18 protein-coding genes are annotated in these 19,669 nt (G+C 67.1%); 7 read left to right on the plus strand and 11 right to left on the minus strand.

Annotated features, from left to right (window positions below; all coding sequences use genetic code 11):
• Positions 1-165: 165 nt before the first annotated feature.
• The 5 genes from AB0B50_RS29685 to AB0B50_RS29705 all read right to left on the minus strand — a co-directional run bounded on the left by AB0B50_RS29685 (position 166) and on the right by AB0B50_RS29705 (position 5,012).
• Positions 166-552, minus strand: a complete 387-nt coding sequence (locus AB0B50_RS29685) for a hypothetical protein (protein ID WP_362338616.1) — start codon at positions 550-552, stop codon at positions 166-168.
• Positions 553-856: 304 nt separating this feature from the next.
• Positions 857-1,645 carry a hypothetical protein gene (locus AB0B50_RS29690; RefSeq protein WP_362338619.1) on the minus strand — a complete coding sequence of 263 codons (789 nt, stop codon included), beginning with the start codon at positions 1,643-1,645 and terminating at the stop codon, positions 857-859.
• Between the two features lie 170 nt (positions 1,646-1,815).
• Positions 1,816-3,084, minus strand: a complete 1,269-nt coding sequence (locus AB0B50_RS29695; RefSeq protein ID WP_362338622.1) for an MFS transporter — start codon at positions 3,082-3,084, stop codon at positions 1,816-1,818.
• 99 nt (positions 3,085-3,183) lie between these two features.
• A complete protein-coding gene (locus tag AB0B50_RS29700; RefSeq protein WP_362338625.1) occupies positions 3,184-4,266 on the minus strand; it encodes an inositol-3-phosphate synthase in 1,083 nt (360 codons plus the stop codon).
• Between the two features lie 59 nt (positions 4,267-4,325).
• A complete protein-coding gene (locus AB0B50_RS29705) occupies positions 4,326-5,012 on the minus strand; it encodes a helix-turn-helix transcriptional regulator (RefSeq protein ID WP_362338627.1) in 687 nt (228 codons plus the stop codon).
• Between the two features lie 373 nt (positions 5,013-5,385).
• Here AB0B50_RS29705 and AB0B50_RS29710 point away from each other — a divergent pair, with 373 nt between their 5' ends.
• The gene (locus AB0B50_RS29710) at positions 5,386-8,154 is read left to right on the plus strand and encodes a transglycosylase domain-containing protein (RefSeq protein WP_362338630.1); all 2,769 of its coding nucleotides are present in this window, start codon (positions 5,386-5,388) and stop codon (positions 8,152-8,154) included.
• Positions 8,155-8,289: 135 nt separating this feature from the next.
• The gene (locus tag AB0B50_RS29715) at positions 8,290-9,834 is read left to right on the plus strand and encodes a glycosyltransferase 87 family protein (protein WP_362338633.1); all 1,545 of its coding nucleotides are present in this window, start codon (positions 8,290-8,292) and stop codon (positions 9,832-9,834) included.
• Positions 9,835-9,926: 92 nt separating this feature from the next.
• Here AB0B50_RS29715 and AB0B50_RS29720 read toward each other — a convergent pair whose 3' ends face one another.
• The 3 genes from AB0B50_RS29720 to AB0B50_RS29730 all read right to left on the minus strand — a co-directional run bounded on the left by AB0B50_RS29720 (position 9,927) and on the right by AB0B50_RS29730 (position 12,608).
• A complete protein-coding gene (locus AB0B50_RS29720; RefSeq protein ID WP_362338636.1) occupies positions 9,927-10,958 on the minus strand; it encodes an alanine racemase in 1,032 nt (343 codons plus the stop codon).
• Between the two features lie 66 nt (positions 10,959-11,024).
• Positions 11,025-12,146, minus strand: coding sequence for a peptidoglycan bridge formation glycyltransferase FemA/FemB family protein (locus tag AB0B50_RS29725; protein ID WP_362338639.1), 1,122 nt, complete (start codon positions 12,144-12,146; stop codon positions 11,025-11,027).
• A gap of 147 nt (positions 12,147-12,293) precedes the next feature.
• Complete coding sequence (locus AB0B50_RS29730; protein WP_362338642.1) at positions 12,294-12,608, minus strand: hypothetical protein; 315 nt, start codon at positions 12,606-12,608, stop codon at positions 12,294-12,296.
• A 266-nt stretch (positions 12,609-12,874) separates the two neighbouring features.
• Between AB0B50_RS29730 and rpsF the strand changes: the two genes are divergently transcribed.
• The 4 genes from rpsF (at position 12,875) to rplI (ending at position 14,614) form a co-directional block, all read left to right on the plus strand.
• On the plus strand, positions 12,875-13,165 hold the full coding sequence (gene rpsF / locus AB0B50_RS29735) for a 30S ribosomal protein S6 (RefSeq protein WP_006604399.1): 291 nt from the start codon (positions 12,875-12,877) through the stop codon (positions 13,163-13,165).
• A gap of 75 nt (positions 13,166-13,240) precedes the next feature.
• Positions 13,241-13,837 carry a single-stranded DNA-binding protein gene (locus AB0B50_RS29740; RefSeq protein ID WP_055699822.1) on the plus strand — a complete coding sequence of 199 codons (597 nt, stop codon included), beginning with the start codon at positions 13,241-13,243 and terminating at the stop codon, positions 13,835-13,837.
• A gap of 75 nt (positions 13,838-13,912) precedes the next feature.
• Complete coding sequence (gene rpsR, locus AB0B50_RS29745) at positions 13,913-14,149, plus strand: 30S ribosomal protein S18 (RefSeq protein ID WP_003949403.1); 237 nt, start codon at positions 13,913-13,915, stop codon at positions 14,147-14,149.
• 18 nt (positions 14,150-14,167) lie between these two features.
• Entirely contained in the window at positions 14,168-14,614 is a 447-nt protein-coding gene (gene rplI / locus AB0B50_RS29750; RefSeq protein ID WP_362338645.1) for a 50S ribosomal protein L9, read from the plus strand.
• Positions 14,615-14,731: 117 nt separating this feature from the next.
• Here the strand turns inward: rplI and AB0B50_RS29755 are convergent, their stop codons facing one another.
• Positions 14,732-16,069, minus strand: coding sequence for an MATE family efflux transporter (locus AB0B50_RS29755; RefSeq protein ID WP_362338648.1), 1,338 nt, complete (start codon positions 16,067-16,069; stop codon positions 14,732-14,734).
• A gap of 460 nt (positions 16,070-16,529) precedes the next feature.
• Here AB0B50_RS29755 and dnaB point away from each other — a divergent pair, with 460 nt between their 5' ends.
• Positions 16,530-18,002: a replicative DNA helicase gene (dnaB, locus tag AB0B50_RS29760; RefSeq protein ID WP_362338650.1), complete on the plus strand. Its 1,473-nt coding sequence runs from the start codon at positions 16,530-16,532 to the stop codon at positions 18,000-18,002.
• 180 nt (positions 18,003-18,182) lie between these two features.
• Here dnaB and AB0B50_RS29765 read toward each other — a convergent pair whose 3' ends face one another.
• Positions 18,183-18,746 carry a dihydrofolate reductase family protein gene (locus AB0B50_RS29765; protein ID WP_362338652.1) on the minus strand — a complete coding sequence of 188 codons (564 nt, stop codon included), beginning with the start codon at positions 18,744-18,746 and terminating at the stop codon, positions 18,183-18,185.
• A gap of 257 nt (positions 18,747-19,003) precedes the next feature.
• Positions 19,004-19,666 carry a peptide deformylase gene (gene def / locus AB0B50_RS29770; RefSeq protein WP_362338655.1) on the minus strand — a complete coding sequence of 221 codons (663 nt, stop codon included), beginning with the start codon at positions 19,664-19,666 and terminating at the stop codon, positions 19,004-19,006.
• Between the last annotated feature and the right edge of the window lie 3 nt (positions 19,667-19,669).

Genomic DNA, 19,669 nt, shown 5'->3' on the forward strand with positions numbered 1-19,669 from the left:
CGGGGCGTGGGTGCGGGAGGGGGCGGTGGGTGCGCTCTTGGTGTGGTGGGCGTAGCAGAGCTGTGGCGGGGGTTGTTTGTTTCACGTGAAACAACCACTGGTCCGTTATGTGCTGAGGGGCGCTGTTTCACGTGAAACCGTGAAACAGCGCCCCTCGGCCGTCGCTTACTTGGTTTCCTTCAGGCAGAGCACGACGTTGTGGCCCTTGCCCTGCTGGTAGTAGGCGATCTCGGAGGTCTTGACGGCCTCGCACTTGGTGCTGTCGCTGGTGTTGTCGAACTTCTCGACGACCTCGAACTCGGAGTCGCTCGAGGAGCAGTCGACCTCTTCCAGGTCCGGCGAGATCTGCGTGCCCTTGTTGTGCATGCAGCTGCCGACGGTGGTGGATTCGGCGTCACTCTTGCCGAGGTACCACTTGCCGACGCCTATGAGGATCGCGACCAGGACGAAGCCGCCTATGCGCAGAAGCAGCTTGCGGCCGCCCCGGCCGCGAGCGGGCTGCGGCGGAACCGGCGCACCCTGATTGAAGGCCGGATACGGCTGCTGCGGCATGCCCGGCTGGCCCTGCTGCGGCGGGTACGGAGCCGCTGGTGCCTGCTGGCCGTAAGGAGCTCCACCCTGGGGCTGGCCATAGGGGTTCTGGCCCTGGGGCGGGTACGGAGTCTGGCCCTGGGGCGGCGGAGTGGTCACTTTGGGGGTCCCCCTCGAACGAGAACGCGATGGCGCGAATAAGACGCCCGTAAGTTATCGAGGAGAAGCGGTATCTCTGAAACCCACAGGGACTCTGTGGCACTGATGTGACACTTACTGCGCTTCAAATCAGGTCATAGCCCCACGAATTGGTTGCCCGTCCTATCTACACGTTGTGGAGGTAGTAGCTGACGAGCTTGCCGTCGACACCGGCCCTCATCCACTGCTCCTTGTCGATCTGGAAGCTGCTTCCCTTGAACAGCACGTTGCCCTCCCAGACGACTGACGCGTCAACGTTGTGGCCGCTGGTGCAGTGGTCAAAGGTGCGGCATCGGGTCCACTTGCTCAGTGACTTCTTCGGAGTGCCCTTGGAGAGGCTGATGGCGCCGCTGAGGTTCGTCTTGCCGGCGTCGGCATGGTTCGCCTTAGTGATGTCTCGTCCATTGCTGTGGAAGTTGACCCACAGACTGAGCTTTATGACCTTGATGCCGAAGTACTTGACATAAGTGGTGTACTTCGCCTCGTGATTTCCCTTGGGCAGGGCTCCCTTAGCCGTGGAGGAGCGACCGCTGATTGTGCGCTCTTGTCCGATGGTGACGTCGCCGTTGTGCAGTGAGGTCGTGCTCTTGCCGCTCCGGGAGTAGACCGAAATTCCGCCTCCCTGATTCCCGGCCTCCTCGAGGAGTGACTTGAGCAGGGCCGGGTCGTGCAGATAGTCGATGAACTTATTCTGCTGGGTCTTCGTCAGGCGCTGGAACTTCTTGAGGGCGTCAGCAGCGCCCTCTTCGCCGGAGTGGCGCAGATAGTCGACGTACGCGGCCGGCGTAGCGACGAGGTCGCCCTGCATGGTTGTGGGCTGCGTAATCTCGGTGGCGGAGGCCTGGGTAACGGTGCCTGCGAGGAGGGCGACAGCGCTGAACGATGCTGCTACACCATGCTTGGCGCGATTCTTCATTGACATTCCCCGATTTCTGGAAAGTGAGGTCCTGTGCTGTTGTGCTCGGGTGGTCGTAGCCGCGCACTGAGCAAGATCAGTTCATGGGAACTTCTCCTGGAACAAGGGAGTTGAGGTTCTTCAGAGAAAGATGGGTTTTGGCACAGGCGGCCAAGGCTGTAACTGCTGCACTAGCCCGATGCTCGTCTCTTTTCTGCCTGGAACATGTAGGCGGCAACTGCCGCGTAGAGCAGTGCCACCCCCACGACAAGCGGAACCGACCTGCCGTCAGGCGGCAGCATCAGGGCTGCCACCGCTGCCGCGCCGACGAAAGCGACGTTGAAGAGGACGTCGTAGACGGAGAAGATTCGGCCGCGGAAGCCATCGTCCACCGAGGACTGCACCACCGTGTCCGTGGCGATCTTCGCGCCCTGAGTCGTGAGGCCGAGGACGAAGGCGGCGATGAGCAGGGGGACGGGCTCGAAGGGGAGGCCCAGGGCCGGCTCCAGGACCGCCGCTGTCGCCGCGCAGGCCACGATCCAGCCGCTCGCCCCCAGCCGCGCCACCGCGGAAGGCGTCACCACGGCGGCCACGAAGAACCCCGCGCCGGAGATCCCCACGGCAAGTCCCAGCAGCGCGAGCCCGTCGGACTCCGTCGACGTCCAGGCGTACCGGCACAACATCAGGACCATGACCGTGAGCGCGCCGTAGCAGAACCGCATCACCGTCATCGCGGCCAGCGCGCGGGCGGCCGCGGGGCGCTGCGCCAGATGGCGTACTCCCGCTCGCAGGCCTCGGGCCGTCCCGGCCAGCGCGACCGCCAGGCGTGGCTGCACCAACTCAGGGTCCGGGCCGAGCAGTTCACGGGCCATGCGGAGGGACGCGAGCGCCGCACAGAGGTACAGGCCGGCGCCGAGGAGCACCACCGCCGCGTCCGAGTCCGACGCCACCAGACGGACGACGAAGGCGAGGCCGCCTCCCACGGTCGCGGCGAGCGTCCCCGCGGTCGGCGAGAGGGAGTTGGCGATGACCAGGCGGTCGGCGTCGACGACGCGGGGCAGGGCGGCCGAGAGCCCGGCCAGGACGAAGCGGTTGACGGCCGTGACGCACAGCGCGGAGGCGTAGAAGAGCCAGTCGGGGACGTCACTGAGCATCAGCAGCGCGGTCAGTGACGCAAGCCCGGCCCGCAGGAGATTGCCGTACAGGAAGACCTGGCGGCGCTGCCAGCGGTCGAGCAGGACACCGGCGAAAGGCCCGATCAAGGAGTACGGGAGAAGCAGCACGGCCATGGCGGAGGCGATCGCTCCGGGCGAGGCCTGCTTCTCCGGCGAGAAGACGACGTACGCCGCGAGGGCGACCTGATAGACACCGTCCGCGCCCTGCGAGATCAGTCGTACGGCGAGCAGTCGCCGGAAGTCCCGCAGCCGCAGCAGTATCCGCAGGTCACCGACGACAGCCATGGGCCAAGCCTCACATACGAAGAGGGTCCTCGGGCGGAATGCCCGAGGACCCTCAACACGTCACAAGGAGAAGGCGGTTGGCGCGCCCTCCGGGTCTCGCTAGCGCTCGACCTCGCCCTTGATGAACTTCTCGACGTTCGCGTAGGCCTCGTCGTCGAAGTACTGGACCGGCGGGGACTTCATGAAGTAGCTCGACGCGGAGAGGATCGGGCCGCCGATGCCGCGGTCCTTGGCGATCTTCGCGGCGCGCAGGGCGTCGATGATGACACCGGCCGAGTTCGGGGAGTCCCAGACCTCGAGCTTGTACTCCAGGTTCAGCGGGACCTCACCGAAGGCGCGGCCCTCGAGGCGGACGTACGCCCACTTGCGGTCGTCGAGCCACGCCACGTAGTCCGACGGGCCGATGTGGACGTTCTTCTCGCCCAGCTCGCGGTCCGGGATCTGCGAGGTGACGGCCTGCGTCTTCGAGATCTTCTTGGACTCGAGGCGGTCGCGCTCGAGCATGTTCTTGAAGTCCATGTTGCCGCCGACGTTGAGCTGCATGGTGCGCTCGAGACGGACACCGCGGTCCTCGAACAGCTTCGCCATCACGCGGTGCGTGATGGTGGCGCCGACCTGCGACTTGATGTCGTCGCCGACGATCGGGACACCGGCCTCGGTGAACTTGTCCGCCCACTCCTTGGTGCCGGCGATGAAGACCGGCAGGGCGTTGACGAACGCGACCTTGGCGTCGATGGCGCACTGCGCGTAGTACTTCGCGGCGTCCTCGGAGCCCACGGGCAGGTAGCAGACGAGCACGTCGACCTGGCGGTCCTTGAGGATCTGGACCACGTCGACCGGGGCCTCGGCGGACTCCTCGATGGTCTGGCGGTAGTACTTGCCCAGGCCGTCGAGGGTGTGGCCGCGCTGGACCTGGACGCCGGTGTTCGGCACGTCGCAGATCTTGATGGTGTTGTTCTCGCTGGCACCGATGGCGTCCGCGAGGTCGAGGCCGACCTTCTTCGCGTCGACGTCGAAGGCGGCGACGAACTCGACGTCACCGACGTGGTAGTCGCCGAACTGGACGTGCATCAGGCCCGGGACCTTGGTGTCCGGGTCGGCGTCCTTGTAGAACTCGACGCCCTGGACCAGCGAGGCGGCGCAGTTGCCCACGCCGACGATGGCTACGCGAACCGAACCCATTCCGGTTGCTCCCTGTGTGATCTCGGTATTCCGGATGAAACCCTGCAAAACGCCGGGTCTCACTTGGCGGGGTCATCGGACGGATCCGGCGGCGGGTTGTTCTCCCGCCGCCGGGGCAGGACCGCCGACTCCCCTGATGTGCTGTTCTGTTGAGCGGAGCTGTCGGGGGCGGACCGTTGCTGGTCCCGTCCCGCTCGCTCGCTCTCGATGAGCTCGTTCAGCCAGCGCACTTCGCGCTCCACGGACTCCATGCCGTGCCGCTGGAGCTCAAGCGTGTAGTCGTCCAGGCGCTCCCGGGTACGGGCCAGGGAGGCGCGCATCTTCTCCAGGCGCTCTTCGAGTCGGCTGCGGCGGCCCTCGAGCACCCGCATGCGTACGTCCCGCGAGGTCTGCCCGAAGAAGGCGAAGCGGGCGGCGAAGTGCTCGTCCTCGTACGCGTCGGGGCCGGTCTGCGAGAGCAGATCCTCGAAATGCTCCTTACCTTCCGCCGTCAACCGATAGACGATCTTGGCGCGACGCCCTGAGAGTGGAGCTGCGAGGGCGTCCTCGGGGTTGCTGCCCGGCTCCTCGATCAACCAGCCGTTGGCGACCAGCGTCTTGAGGCACGGATAGAGGGTCCCGTAGCTGAAGGCGCGGAACACCCCCAGCGACGTATTGAGTCGTTTCCGCAGCTCATAGCCGTGCATCGGGGACTCGCGGAGCAGACCGAGCACGGCGAATTCCAGGATGCCGGAGCGCCTGCTCATCGTCGCCTCCCGTCTGCCGCGGTCTCTCAGTACGACCTTTATGCCGAGCTGATGTATCGACTCGATACATCGAGACGATAGAACGGCGATCCGGCTGAGACAAGAGGGGGCACGGTGAACGGCGTCACATCACCGATTCGTAGGAAGTAACTTGCCTGATTTGGGGTGAACTTCAGCTCTACGAGGGTTTTGACGGTGCGTAGTCTGTGCGCCATGCATGCCGCCGGGAACCAAGTGACGCGAGGGAGCGTCGTCGTCCCCGGTGTAGTGCGGGTGAGCGCCGGAACGGGCGCATCCGTACTTCGGGGGGACCGGAAACCAGCCGCCGTTTCCAGGCGTGGACAGCTGCGCCTGCCCGAGGAGTAATCGTTCGATGAGCGAGCACCGTCGCAAACCGCCGCAGCCGCAGGGTGGCGGACGCGCCGCGGCCAGGCGCGGCGCCCCAGGAGCGTCGTCGGGCCGCCGCGCGGCACCGCGGGGCGCCACTGGATCGCCCTCTTCCTCCTATGGGTCGCATGGATCAGGGGCCCCGGACGACGGGGACCGCCCTTACGGCGGACGGGCCGAGGCCCGTCGCGCCGCTCAGCGCAGTGGTTCGGTGGGTGCGGGCGGCAGTCGTCGCAGAGCGCCCGACGGGTCCGGCGGCGGGCGCTCCGGCGCCGGCGGCGGTGGCCGTCGTGGTGGTGGCGGGCCCGGTGGTCCGAGCGGCCCCGGGCGCGGCAGGGGACGGGGCGCCGAGCCGCCCCGCAAGAAGAGGTTCATCGACTACCCGCGCGCGGGCAGGCACGGCGCGCGGCGCTGGATCCCGTCGTGGCGTCTGGTCAGCGGCGTGTTCATCGGCTTCCTCGGCAGCCTGATGGCGGTCGCCGGCATCTCGTACGCCCTGGTGGAGGTGCCGGAGGTCGACAAGGCGGCCAAGGCCCAGAACAACGTCTACTACTGGGCCGACGGCAAGCAAATGGTCGCGACCGGCGGTGAGCGCAACCGCCAGATCATCGACTACGACGACATCCCCAAGGAGATGCGCTTCGCCGTCATGTCGGCGGAGAACAAGACCTTCGAGAAAGACAAGGGCATCGACCCGATGGGCATCACCCGTGCCCTGGTCAACATGGCCAAGGGCGGGCAGACCCAGGGTGGCTCCACCATCACCCAGCAGTACGTGAAGAACGCGCGCCTGGGCGACCAGTCGCAGACGTTCACCCGTAAGTTCAAAGAGCTCTTCATCTCGATAAAGGTCGGCCGGACGGTCCCCAAGGAGGACATCATGGCCGGCTACCTCAACACCGCTTACTACGGTCGTGGGGCGTACGGCATCCAGGCGGCGGCGCGGGCGTACTTCGACAAGGAAGCCAAAGAGCTGGACCCGAGCGAGTGCGCTCTCCTCGCCACGGTACTCAAGGGCGCCACGTACTACGACCCGGCCGGCTACCCCGAGATCGACCCTGCGGCCAACAGCAAGGACAACACTGAGCGTGCCAAGAAGCGCTGGGCGTGGATCCTCGACGAAGAGGTCAAGGACGGTCGTCTGACCGCCGAGGAGCGGGGCAAGTACAACAAGTTCCCCAAGCTGCAGAACCCGCGGTCGAACACCCAGCTCGCCGGCCAGACCGGTTACCTCGTGGACCTGGCCAAGGCGTACGTCATCAGGAACACCGACATCACCGCCGAGAAGCTCCAACAGGGCGGCTACGAGATCCACACGACCTTCGACAGGAAGAAGGTCAAGGAACTCGAGAAAGCGGTGAAGAAGGTCCAGAAGGACAAGATCAAGCCGAAGCTGCGCCCGGACAAGGACACGCACGTCCAGTTCGGTGGTGCCTCCGTGAGCCCGAAGGACGGTGCGATCAAGGCCATCTACGGTGGTGAGGACGCGACGAAGCACTTCACCAACAACGCCGACCAGACCGGTGCCCAGGTCGGTTCGACGTACAAGCCGTTCGTGCTGGCCGCTGCTTTCAAGCACGGAGTGCGGGACCCGGAGGGCGCCGAGGTCCAGTCCGACACCGAGCGCACCGTCGTCAACCCGAAGAGCCTGTACAGCGGCAAGAACAAGCTCAAGATCCAGAAGTACAACGGGGACGTCTGGACCGACCGGGAAGGCAAGGAGTGGCTCCAGACGAACGACGGAGACCAGTCCTACAACGCCCCGACCTACCAGATCGACCTGCGTGAGGCGATGCGGGAGTCGGTCAACTCGGCCTATGTGCAGCTCGGCATGGACGTCGGCCTGGACAAGGTGAAGGAGACGGCCATGGAGGCCGGTCTCAAGGACGACACCTCCATGGCCAGTGCCAATTACCCGTCCTTCTCGCTCGGTACCTCGTCGCCGAGCGCGATCCGGATGGCCGGGGCGTACTCCACCTTCGCGGCCAGCGGCGAGCAGAACGAGCCGTACTCGGTCACCGAGGTCGAGCACGAGGGCGACACGGTCTACCAGCACGAGAAGGAGACCAAGCGGGTCTTCACCTCGGAGGTCGCCGACAACGTCACCGACGTGCTGAGGACCGTCGTGGAGAAGGGCACCGGTACGTCGGCCCGGCTGCAGGGCCGCCAGGTCGCCGGCAAGACCGGTACGACCGACGGCAACAAGTCCGCCTGGTTCGTCGGCTACACCCCGCAGCTGTCGACGGCGATCAGCATGTACCGACTCGACGACGACGAGAACAACAAGAAGCGCGAGTTCCTGGAGATGTTCGGCACGGGTGGCGAGGAGAAGATCCACGGTGCCTCGTTCCCCGCGCAGATCTGGCAGGACTACATGACGCAGGCGCTCAAGGGCGCGAAGGTCGTGAACTTCCCCGTGCCGAAGCCGATCGGTGAGCTCGTCGGCGAGACTCCGCCTCCGCCGCCGTCCCCGACGGAGACCGAGGAGCCCGAGGAGACCACGTCGCCCACGCCCACGGAGTCCGAATCCTCGAAGCCTCCGACGGAGTCGCCTGACCCCGGTGAATCCTGCGACCCGTTCGACTGGGACTGCAACCACGACGGTGGCCAGGAGAACGGTGGTGCTGACGGAGGAGTCGACGGTGGCCCCGGCGGCGAGTCGCCACCGGCCACCGAGGATCCGACCGGTGGTGGCGGGAACAACGGCAACGGCAATGGCAGTGGAGGCGGCTTCATCTCCGGTTCGGACGGCTGAGCCGAGACCGCCGGACCGAGCCGGCGGGACGCCGGGGACTCCCCCGCGGATGTTTCACGTGAAACGAGGGTCGTCGCACCGATGGGTGCGGCGGCCCTCTCCGTGTTCTCAGTCGCGTACGGCAGGATGGCGGTCATGCCCAGTGCAGACCCCAGCGCAGACCCGAGCGCAGAGACGCCGCGCACGAGCGTGTACGAGCCTGTGAGCCCGCAGGAACCGGAGCCGGATCCGGTACGGCCCACGAAGGAGGACGAGGTCGCCAGGGCCGGCAGTGAGCTGATCGGCGGCCCCATCGGCCGAAGAGTGCTGTTCGCGGCGACCTGGTGGACGCCCGTACGCATCATTGCGCTCGTCGCAATCGGGATGTTCGCGCTCGGAATGATCCAGAAGATGCCCTGCTACAACGGCGCGTGGTTCTTCGGGGCGAGCTCGCAGTACACGCACGCGTGCTACTCCGACATCCCGCATCTCTACCAGGGGCGTGGCTTCGCCGACGGTCTCGTGCCGTACTTCGACAAGCTGCCCGGCGACATGGAGTACCTCGAGTATCCGGTCCTCACCGGGGTGTTCATGGAGGTGGCCTCCTGGGTGACTCCCGGCAGCGGCTCCATCCAGCACCAGGAGAAGATCTACTGGATGGTCAACGCCGGGATGCTGATGGTCTGCGCCGCGGTCATCGCCGTCTGCGTCGCCCGCACCCACCGGCGCCGTCCTTGGGACGCTCTGCTGGTCGCCCTGGCACCGGCCTTCGCGCTGACGGCCACCATCAACTGGGACCTGTTCGCCGTCGCTCTCACGGCCGCGGCGATGATGATGTGGGCACGCGCGCGTGTACTCGCCTTCGGTGTGCTCCTCGGGCTCGCGACGGCCGCCAAGCTCTATCCGGTGCTGCTGCTCGGGCCGCTGCTGATTCTGTGCTGGCGCGCGGGCCGGTGGCGGGAGTTCGGCACTGCCCTGCTCGGTACGGCGGGAGCCTGGCTGGGCGTCAACCTTCCGGTGCTGCTGCTCGCGAGCGACGGCTGGTCGAAGTTCTACACCTTCAGCCAGGAGCGCGGCGTCGACTTCGGGTCCTTCTGGCTGATCCTCTCCCAGCGCATGGACTCCCCACTGACCACCGACACGGTCAACACCCTGGCGCTGGCACTGATGCTGCTCGCCTGTCTGGGCATAGGAGCGCTCGGGCTCACCGCGCCGCGCCGCCCGCGCTTCGCACAGCTCGCCTTCCTGGTGGTCGCCGCCTTCATCCTCACCAACAAGGTCTACTCACCGCAGTACGTGCTGTGGCTGATCCCCCTCGCCGCGCTCGCGAGGCCGCGCTGGCGCGACTTCCTGATCTGGCAGGCGTGCGAGGTCGCGTACTTCTTGGGGATCTGGCTGTACCTGGCGTACACGACGAGCGGAGACGCCCACAAGGGGCTGCCGACCGAGGGCTATCAACTGGCCATCGCCGTCCACCTGTTGGGGACGCTGTACCTGTGTGTCGTGGTCGTACGCGACATCCTGATGCCGGAGCGGGACGTGGTGCGGAGAGCCGGGGACGACGACCCTTCGGGGGGTGTCCTGGACGGGGCGGAGGACGTCTTCGTCCTGACGCCAGGAGGGCAGCCGACACGGACCACTGCGCACTCCAGCGCGGGGCCGTGTGTGAAGTGGGGGTCGGCGAGCGACCTGCCGCGCTGAGGCGCGTGGCGTTCACTCTGGGCGAACGGTGCATGGGGAAGGGCCGGTACGACACACGTCGTACCGGCCCTTCCCCATGCACGACCGACTGCTCAGCGGTCGATGATCCGGTCGAACTGCGTGGTGGTGTGCCGCAGGTGGGCCACCAGTTCCTCGCCGACCTTCGGCTCCGGTGCGTCGGAGGGCACGAAGAGGATGGAGACCTGCATGTGCGGCGGCTCCGCGAACCAGCGCTGCTTGCCCGCCCAGACGAACGGCGAGAGGTTGCGGTTGACGGTCGCGAGACCGGCGCGGGCCACGCCCTTGGCCCGCGGCATCATGCCGTGCAGGGCCTTCGGGGCCTCCAGGCCGACGCCGTGCGAGGTGCCGCCCGCGACCACGACCAGCCAGCCGTCGGAGGCGGCCTTCTGCTGGCGGTAGCCGAAGCGGTCGCCCTTCGCGACAGCGGTGACGTCGAGGACGGCGCCGCGGTACTCCGTGGCCTCGTGGTCGCCCAGCCAGAGGTTCGTGCCGATGCGGGCGCGGAAGCGGGTCTGCGGGAACTGCTGCTGCAGACGGGCGAGTTCGCCGGCCTTGAGGTGGCTGACGAACATCGTGTGCAGCGGGAGGCGGGCCGCGCGCAGGCGGTCCATCCATCCGATGACCTCCTCGACGGCGTCCGAGCCGTCGGTGCGGTCCAGCGGCAGGTGGATCGCGAAGCCTTCGAGGCGTACGTCCTCGATGGCGGCGTGCAGCTGCGGGAGCTCCTGTTCGCTGATGCCGTGGCGCTTCATCGAGGACATGACCTCGATGACGACGCGGGCGCCCACGAGGCCGTGCACGCCGTCGAGCGACGACACGGAGCGGATGACGCGGTCGGGCAGCGGCACCGGCTCCTCGCCCCGCCGGAACGGGGTCAGGACCAGCAGGTCGCCGCCGAACCAGTCCTTGATCCGGGCGGCTTCATAGGTGGTGCCCACGGCGAGCACGTCGGAGCCGAAGCGCGTGGCTTCCTCGGCCAGGCGCTCATGACCGAAGCCGTAGCCGTTGCCCTTGCAGACCGGGACGATGCCCGGGAACTGCTCCAGCATGTGCTTCTGGTGTGCCCGCCAGCGCGCGGTGTCGACATAGAGCGTGAGCGCCATGGCTGGATCCCGGAACCTTTCTCGTGTCTGCGGTGTATCAGAGTTATGGAAGGAAATTGTGCGGGATCAGCGGCGCGACATGTAGATGTCGAGCGCCTTGTGCAGCAGCTTGTTGAGCGGGAAGTCCCACTCGCCGATGTACTCGGCGGCCTCGCCACCGGTGCCGACCTTGAACTGGATCAGGCCGAAGAGGTGGTCGGTCTCGTCCAGGGAGTCGGAGATGCCGCGCAGGTCATAGACCGTGGCACCCATCGCGTAGGCGTCACGGAGCATCCGCCACTGCATCGCGTTCGAGGGCCGGACCTCGCGCCCGATGTTGTCCGACGCGCCGTAGGAGTACCAGACGTGTCCGCCGACGACCAGCATCGTCGCGGCCGACAGGTTCACGCCGTTGTGCCGCGCGAAGTACAGCCGCATGCGGTTGGGGTCCTCGGAGTTGAGGGCCTGCCACATCTGCTGGAAGTAGCCGAGCGGGCGCGGGCGGAACTTGTCGCGGACCGCCGTGATCTCGTACAGGCGCTGCCACTCGGCGAGGTCCTGGTAACCACCCTGGACGACCTCGACGCCGGCCTTCTCGGCCTTCTTGATGTTGCGGCGCCACAGCTGGTTGAAGCCCTTCTGGACCTCGTCCAGGGAGCGGTTGGCCAGCGGCACCTGGAAGACGAAGCGGGGCTGGACGTCACCGAAGCCGGCGCCGCCGTCCTCGCCCTGCTGCCAGCCCATGCGGCGCAGCCGGTCGGAGACCTCGAAGGCGCGCGGCTCGATGTGCGTGGCCTCGGTGTCCCGCAGGCGCTTCACATCGGGGTTCTGGATGCCCGCCTTGATCGCCGGAGCGTCCCAGCGCCGGATGACGACCGGCGGGCCCATCTTCACGGAGAAGGCGCCCTGCTGCTTGAGATGCGCCAGCATCGGCTGCAGCCACTCGTCCAGGTTCGGGGCGTACCAATTGATGACCGGACCCTCGGGGAGGTACGCGAGATACCGCTTCAGCTTGGGCAACTGGCGGTAGAGCACCAGGCCGACACCGACCAGCTGACCGGTCCTGTCGTCGAACCAGCCCAGGTTCTCCGAGCGCCATTCGCTCTTCACGTCAGCCCATGCCGGGACCTGGCAATGACTCGCCGACGGCAGGCTCTGGATATATGCCAGATGCTGCTCGCGACTGATGGTCCTCAGGGTCAGACTCATTCGGGGCGCTCCTCGGGCTGGTGTGTCCCCATGGGTACAGGGGCTCCGGCTCTCGCGCCGAAGCCTACTGCGCCCTGCGAGCGACCCGTCTGGGCGTACGGAACCTGGGCCCCCGGCCGACTGCGTGACCGGGGTGCCGCGAGGTCGTCAGCCGACGATTCCGCCGAAGAGTCCGCCGTGTGCCATGCCCAGGAAGAAGCCGACCGCCGAGGCGCCGAGCCCCAGGATCAGGCCGAACCGCTCTCGCGTCGTGGCCGAGATGAACTGGCCGTACGCACCCGTGGCGATCCCGACCAGGCCGGCCCACGAGCTGAGCAGATGGAGGTTGTGGAACATCGCGGTCACGAAGGCGATCGCACCCAGCACCAGCGTCACGCCGACCAGCGTGTCCTGGAGCGGATGGGACTTGCCGTCCGTGGCGAAGAGAGAGGTGGCGGTGTTCGGACGCATTGTCTGTGCCATGTGAGGCACCTCCTGCGGAAGGCGGCGCATCGTAGCGCCATACACACCCGATGTGTACAGATTCTGCCCGTCCGACGTCGGATTTCAACCGGAAGCCTCGGTGCGGGTACTCTGTACCGTCTGCACCGGTGTCTGCCCAGGCCACGGCATGAGCCCCCGCTCTCGGGAGCCGATTGTCAGTGGCGGCCGATACCGTTGCGTACGCATCACGACCCTCCTGCCACGGAACGACCGTGGCCGCTGAGTCCAAAGGAGGTGGGTTCCACATGCGTCACTACGAAGTGATGGTCATCCTCGACCCCGATCTCGAGGAGCGCGCTGTCTCCCCGCTGATCGAGAACTTCCTCTCCGTCGTCCGTGAGGGCAACGGAAAGGTCGAGAAGGTCGACACCTGGGGCCGTCGTCGTCTGTCCTACGAGATCAAGAAGAAGCCCGAGGGCATCTACTCGGTCATCGACCTGCAGGCCGAGCCTGCGGTCGTCAAGGAGCTCGACCGACAGATGAACCTGAACGAGTCGGTCCTCCGGACCAAGGTCCTCCGTCCCGAGACCCACTGAGCTTCCTAGCTCAGCGGCACTCGGGATTCGAGTAGCAGCAAGCAGCCAGCAGCAAACCCGCCGAGAGGTTCCCCCATGGCAGGCGAGACCGTCATCACGGTCGTCGGCAATCTTGTCGACGACCCCGAGCTGCGCTTCACCCCCTCCGGTGCGGCGGTCGCGAAGTTCCGTGTCGCGTCCACCCCCCGCACCTTCGACCGTCAGACGAACGAGTGGAAGGACGGCGAGAGCCTGTTCCTGACCTGCTCGGTCTGGCGTCAGGCGGCGGAGAACGTCGCGGAGTCGCTCCAGCGAGGCATGCGCGTCATCGTGCAGGGCCGACTGAAGCAGCGGTCCTACGAGGACCGTGAGGGCATCAAGCGCACGGTCTACGAGCTGGACGTCGAGGAAGTCGGCGCCAGCCTGAAGAACGCCACGGCCAAGGTCACCAAGACCACCGGTCGCGGTGGCCAGGGCGGTTACGGCGGCGGCGGTGGCGGCGGCCAGCAGGGCGGCGGCTGGGGCGGTGGCTCCGGCGGCGGTCAGCAGCAGGGTGGCGGCGGTGCTCCCGCCGACGACCCCTGGGCGACCGGTGCGCCTGCCGGCGGCGGCCAGCAGGGCGGCGGCGGTGGCGGCTGGGGCGGAAGCTCCGGCGGCTCCGGTGGCGGCTACTCGGACGAGCCCCCCTTCTAAGCCCTCAGGGCTTGGTGGCCCTTGGGCCAGGGGTGGGGCCGTACCCACACTTCTTGATCACACAGGAGAAACACCATGGCGAAGCCGCCTGTGCGCAAGCCTAAGAAGAAGGTCTGCGCGTTCTGCAAGGACAAGGTCACGTACGTGGACTACAAGGACACGAACATGCTGCGGAAGTTCATTTCCGACCGCGGCAAGATCCGTGCCCGCCGCGTGACCGGCAACTGCACGCAGCACCAGCGTGACGTCGCCACGGCCGTGAAGAACAGCCGTGAGATGGCGCTGCTGCCCTACACGTCCACCGCGCGATAAGGGAAGGGTGACCGACTAATGAAGATCATCCTCACCCACGAGGTCTCCGGCCTCGGCGCCGCCGGCGAGGTCGTAGACGTCAAGGACGGCTACGCCCGTAACTACCTGATCCCGCGGAACTTCGCGATCCGCTGGACCAAGGGTGGCGAGAAGGACGTCGAGCAGATCCGTCGTGCTCGCAAGATCCACGAGATCGCGACGATCGAGCAGGCCAACGAGGTCAAGGCCCAGCTCGAGGCCGTCAAGGTCCGCCTGGCCGTCCGCTCCGGCGACGCCGGTCGTCTCTTCGGTTCCGTCACCCCGGCTGACGTCGCTTCGGCGATCGAGGCTGCCGGTGGCCCGAAGATCGACAAGCGCCGCGTCGAGCTGGGTGCGCCGATCAAGACCCTGGGCGCCCACGCGACGTCCGTGCGTCTGCACCCCGAGGTTGCCGCCAAGGTCAACGTCGAGGTTGTCTCCGCCTAAGCACTGCGCTTGGCAGGACTGAGTGAAGGGGCCGTACCCACTGGGTGCGGCCCCTTCCTCGTGCGATCTGGCGTGGTTTCACGTGAAACAGCGTGAAACCGAAGCAGCGTGAAACAGTCAGCGCATGGCGCCCGTGACGATCCAGCGGCCGGAGCGGGAGCGAAGCCACAGGGTTACCATGCGCACGGCCATCATCAGCGTCATCGCTCCCCACAGCGCCGTCAGGCCTCCGCCGAGGGTCGGTACGACCAGGGCGACGGGGGTGAAGACGGCCAGCGTGATGAGCATCGCCCAAGCGAGATACGGTCCGTCGCCCGCGCCCATCAGGACACCGTCGAGCACGAAGACGATGCCGCAGATCGGCTGGGCGAGCGCCACCACCACCAGGGCGGGCAGCGCCGCGTCCTGGACGGCGGCGTCGCTGGTGAACAGAGGGATGAACAACGGCCGCGCGAGGACGACCAGCAGACCGAGGACGACGCCTGAGGCGATGCCCCACTGCACCATTCGTCGGCAGACGTCGCGTGCGCCGTCGGGATCGTCGGCGCCCAGATAGCGTCCGATGATCGCCTGCCCGGCGATGGCGATGGCGTCCAGCGCGAAGGCCAGCAGACTCCACAGCGAGAGAACGATCTGGTGGGCTGCCACGTCGGCGTCGCCGAGGCGGGCGGCCACGGCGGTGGCGATCATCAGGATGGCCCGCAGTGAGAGCGTGCGGACCAGGAGGGGTGCCCCGGCCTGGGCGCAGGCCCGGATCCCGGCGGCGTCGGGGCGCAGCGAGGCGCCGTGCCGTCTGGCACCGCGTACGACGACGAAGAGGTACACGGCGGCCATGCCGCACTGGGCGATGACGGTGCCCCAGGCGGAGCCGGCGATGCCGAGGTCCGCGCCGTAGACCAGGCCGACGTTGAGGACGCCGTTGGCGACGAAGCCGCCGATCGCGACGTACAGCGGGGTCCTGGTGTCCTGCAGACCGCGCAGTACACCGGTGGCGGCGAGCACGACGAGCATGGCGGGGATGCCGAGCGAGGAGATCCGCAGATACGTGATGGCGTACGGAGCCGCGGTGTCCGAGGCGCCGAAAAGCTCCACCAGTGCGGGGGCGGTGGGCAGGACGACGGCGATGACGGCGGCGCCGAGGAGCAGCGCGAGCCAGATCCCGTCCATGCCCTGGCGGATGGCGGCCTGGAGATCCCCGGCCCCCACCCTGCGGGCGACGGCGGCCGTGGTGGCGTAGGCGAGGAAGACGAAGACGCTCACCGCTGTGGTGAGGAGCGCCGAGGCGACGCCGAGGCCGGCCAGTTGCGCGGTGCCGAGGTGGCCGACGATGGCGCTGTCGGCCATCACGAAGAGGGGCTCGGCGACGAGTGCGCCGAAGGCCGGGACGGCGAGCGCGATGATCTCTCGGTCGTGTCTTCGCCGGGCAGCCTTGGGCGTCGCGGGAGCCTGTGTCATGGGCACCAATCTAATCTTCCACAGGTAAGAGATGCAATGTTCTTTAGACCCTTACTTGATCTCTCGTGGGACGCTCCGCGGCGCGCCGTTTGCGACGATCTTGATCCGACTGGGGAAGTTTTTCTTCTGCACAGCCGGTGGATGGGAAAGGTGCAGGTCAGAGGTCATTTGTTGAGATGCCTGAGGGCTTGTTCACAGGGCTGTCCACCGGCCCGTGCACAGGTTTTGCCGGGTTCTCCACAGCGTAGGGCCCGTCATCCACACCGCCTGTGGATAACCAGATTGGCTGACGGTGCCCACAGGCCTACCGTGGTCCGGCGCCCGCCTCGTCGTACGACATCGGAAACCCCGCAAAACCGACGCGTCAGAACCGGAGTTGGGCCCCCTTATTTGTCAGTGTCGTGCCGTAGGAAAGAGGGGCACGGCGAGGTCCGCTCGGCGGACGGGAGGAGGTGGCCCGGTGAGTATCTCCGAGCCTTTGGACGACCCCTGGGCCGACAGCGGTCCCAGTGATCGTCTGCCCGTCTCCCGCCAGCGCCGCGACGGAGGCAAGGGCCGCGACGAGCAGCACGAGCGCGGACGCGAGGGCGGCTGGGACGGCGGCGGTTCGTCGTTCGAGCGCGTCCCTCCGCAGGATCTCGACGCCGAGCAGTCCGTGCTCGGCGGCATGCTGCTCTCCAAGGACGCCATCGCCGATGTCGTCGAGGTCCTCAAGGGCCATGACTTCTACCGGCCCGCGCACGAGACGATCTTCGCCTCGATCCTCGACCTGTACGCGAAGGGCGAGCCGGCCGATCCGATCACCGTCGCCGCCGAACTCACCAAGCGCGGCGAGATCACCAAGGTCGGCGGCGCATCGTATCTGCACACCCTGGTCCAGACGGTCCCGACGGCGGCGAACGCCGAGTACTACGCGGAGATCGTCCACGAGCGCGCGGTCCTGCGCCGCCTCGTCGAGGCCGGCACGCGCATCACGCAGATGGGATACGCGGCCGACGGCGACGTCGACGAGATCGTCAACAGCGCCCAGGCCGAGATCTACGCGGTTACCGAGCAGCGCACCGCCGAGGACTATCTGCCGCTCGGCGACATCATGGAGGGCGCCCTCGACGAGATCGAGGCGATCGGCTCGCGGTCGGGGGAGATGACCGGTGTGCCGACCGGCTTCACCGACCTCGACCAGCTCACCAATGGTCTGCACCCGGGCCAGATGATCATCATTGCGGCCCGTCCCGCCATGGGTAAGTCGACACTGGCCCTGGACTTCGCGCGGGCATGCTCGATCAAGCACAACATGCCGAGCGTGATCTTCTCGCTCGAAATGGGGCGCAACGAGATCGCGATGCGCCTGCTCTCCGCCGAGGCGCGGGTGGCGCTGCACCACATGCGTTCAGGCACGATGACGGACGAGGACTGGACCCGGCTCGCCCGCCGGATGCCGGACGTCTCGGCCGCCCCGCTCTACATCGACGACTCCCCGAACCTGTCGATGATGGAGATCCGTGCCAAGTGCCGCCGTCTCAAGCAGCGCAACGACCTGAAGCTCGTCGTCATCGACTACCTGCAGCTGATGCAGTCGGGCGGCAAGCGGTCCGAGAGTCGCCAGCAGGAAGTCTCGGACATGTCGCGAAACCTCAAGCTCCTGGCCAAGGAGCTGGAGCTGCCGGTGATCGCGCTCTCGCAGCTGAACCGTGGCCCCGAGCAGCGTACGGACAAGAAGCCCATGGTCTCCGACCTGCGTGAATCCGGCTCGATCGAGCAGGACGCGGACATGGTGATCCTGCTGCATCGCGAGGACGCGTACGAGAAGGAGTCACCGCGCGCGGGCGAGGCGGACATCATCGTGGGCAAGCACCGTAACGGCCCGACGGCGACGATCACGGTCGCCTTCCAGGGCCATTACTCGCGCTTCGTGGACATGGCGCAGACCTGATCCGGGCCCGTGTGGGGTCTCAGATTTCGTGGCCAAATCTCACGAGCGACGGCCAAGCGAAGGCATATCTGACACGAAGCTGAGACTGGCAGGTCAAGCCGCCCAGACGATCCCGGCTGAGGAAATGCCACGACGGTGAGAGGAAACACCCGTCCAAGCCGTGAGGCAGCGGGAAGCTGCTCAGCGCCTCGTCGCGTACCTGGTCAGGATCACGCCGCCGGGAAGCGTCCGCGTCTCCACCAGGTTCAGGTTCACCCAGCTGTCCAGCGCGGTGAAGAACGGTGTGCCGCCGCCCACCAGGACCGGCGTGGTGGCCAGCACGTACTCGTCAATCAGACCGGCCCGCATGGCCGCCCCGGCGAGCGTCGCGCCGCCGATGTCCATCGGGCCGCCGTCCTCGGCCTTGAGGCGGGTGATCTCGGCGACCGCGTCGCCGGTGACCAGGCGGGTGTTCCAGTCGACCTTGTGGATCTTCGAGGAGAACACCACCTTCGACATCTCCCGCCAGCGGCGCGCGAACTCGATCTCCGCCGGGGTGGCGTTGGGCTGCTGGTCGCCGGTCGGCCAGTAGGAGCTCATCGTCTGCCAAAGCTTGCGCCCGTACAGCGTCAGGTCGGTCGCCTGCAACTGGTCGGACCAAAACTGGAACAGCTCGTCGCTGGGCACGCTCCAGCCGATGTCGTCGCCGGGCGCGGCGATGTAGCCGTCCAGGGACAGGTTCATGCCGTAGATCAATTTCCGCATGGCGCCAGCCTTCCGTGAGTCGGTCTCACGCGTACGGACCGGCGCGGCGCGGGAAACTCATCGGTGCGCGATCTGAGCTCGCATGCAGTCCGCGTGCTCGGTGGCTCAGCCGCAGACTCATCGTTCCGCCGAGGAAATGGCATCGATCCGAGACTGATCTTGGGTGACGTCGCGGTGAGACAACAGAGAACCAGCAGGTCACAGAGGATCGACATGTCATCGGCGGCGAGACCCTACAGTCCGCTCCGTACCGCGGCTCAGCGTTCCAGGGCGGCGGCCTTGGTCTCGCGCTGTGCGAAGACGTCGTCCTGGCGGTTGTCCATCTGCCGGAGGGCGTCCTTGCGGTCCCGCTTGGAGAGTCGGTCGAGGTAGGTGTGGCCGATGAGGTGGTCGCTCTCGTGCTGCAGGCATCGGGCGAAGTAGCCCGCCCCCTCGATGAGGAGTGCGTTGCCGTCCTTGTCGAAGCCGCGGACGACGGCCCGATCGGTGCGGGGCACCTCCATGGTGGCGCCGGGCACGGACAGGCAGCCCTCGAACTCGTCGACGAGCCGGCGGCTGCCCGGCTCCGGCAGTTCAAGGACCGGGTTGATGATGTGGCCGACGTGCCGGACCCCCTGGTCGTCCGGGCAGTCGTACACGAACAGGCGCAGGTCGACTCCGACCTGGTTGGCGGCCAGGCCGGCGCCGTCGGCGACGTGCATGGTCAGGAACATGTCGTCGATCAGCGCAGACAGCTCCGGAGTGCCGAACCCGGTCACCTCCCGGCAGGGGCGGCTCAGGACTTCCTCGCCCACCACCGTGATCCTGCGGACCGCACCCCGTTCCGCCTCCGGCGGCAGGGCCGGGTAGGTCTCGACGGGGTGGCCCTGCAGGCGGACCCGCCGGTCGACCGAACGGGACGGTTCGTGCTGAACAGACATGGC

Origin of the sequence: Streptomyces sp. NPDC041068, assembly GCF_040647455.1 — a bacterium.
In the GTDB taxonomy this organism is placed as follows: Bacteria; Actinomycetota; Actinomycetes; order Streptomycetales; family Streptomycetaceae; genus Streptomyces.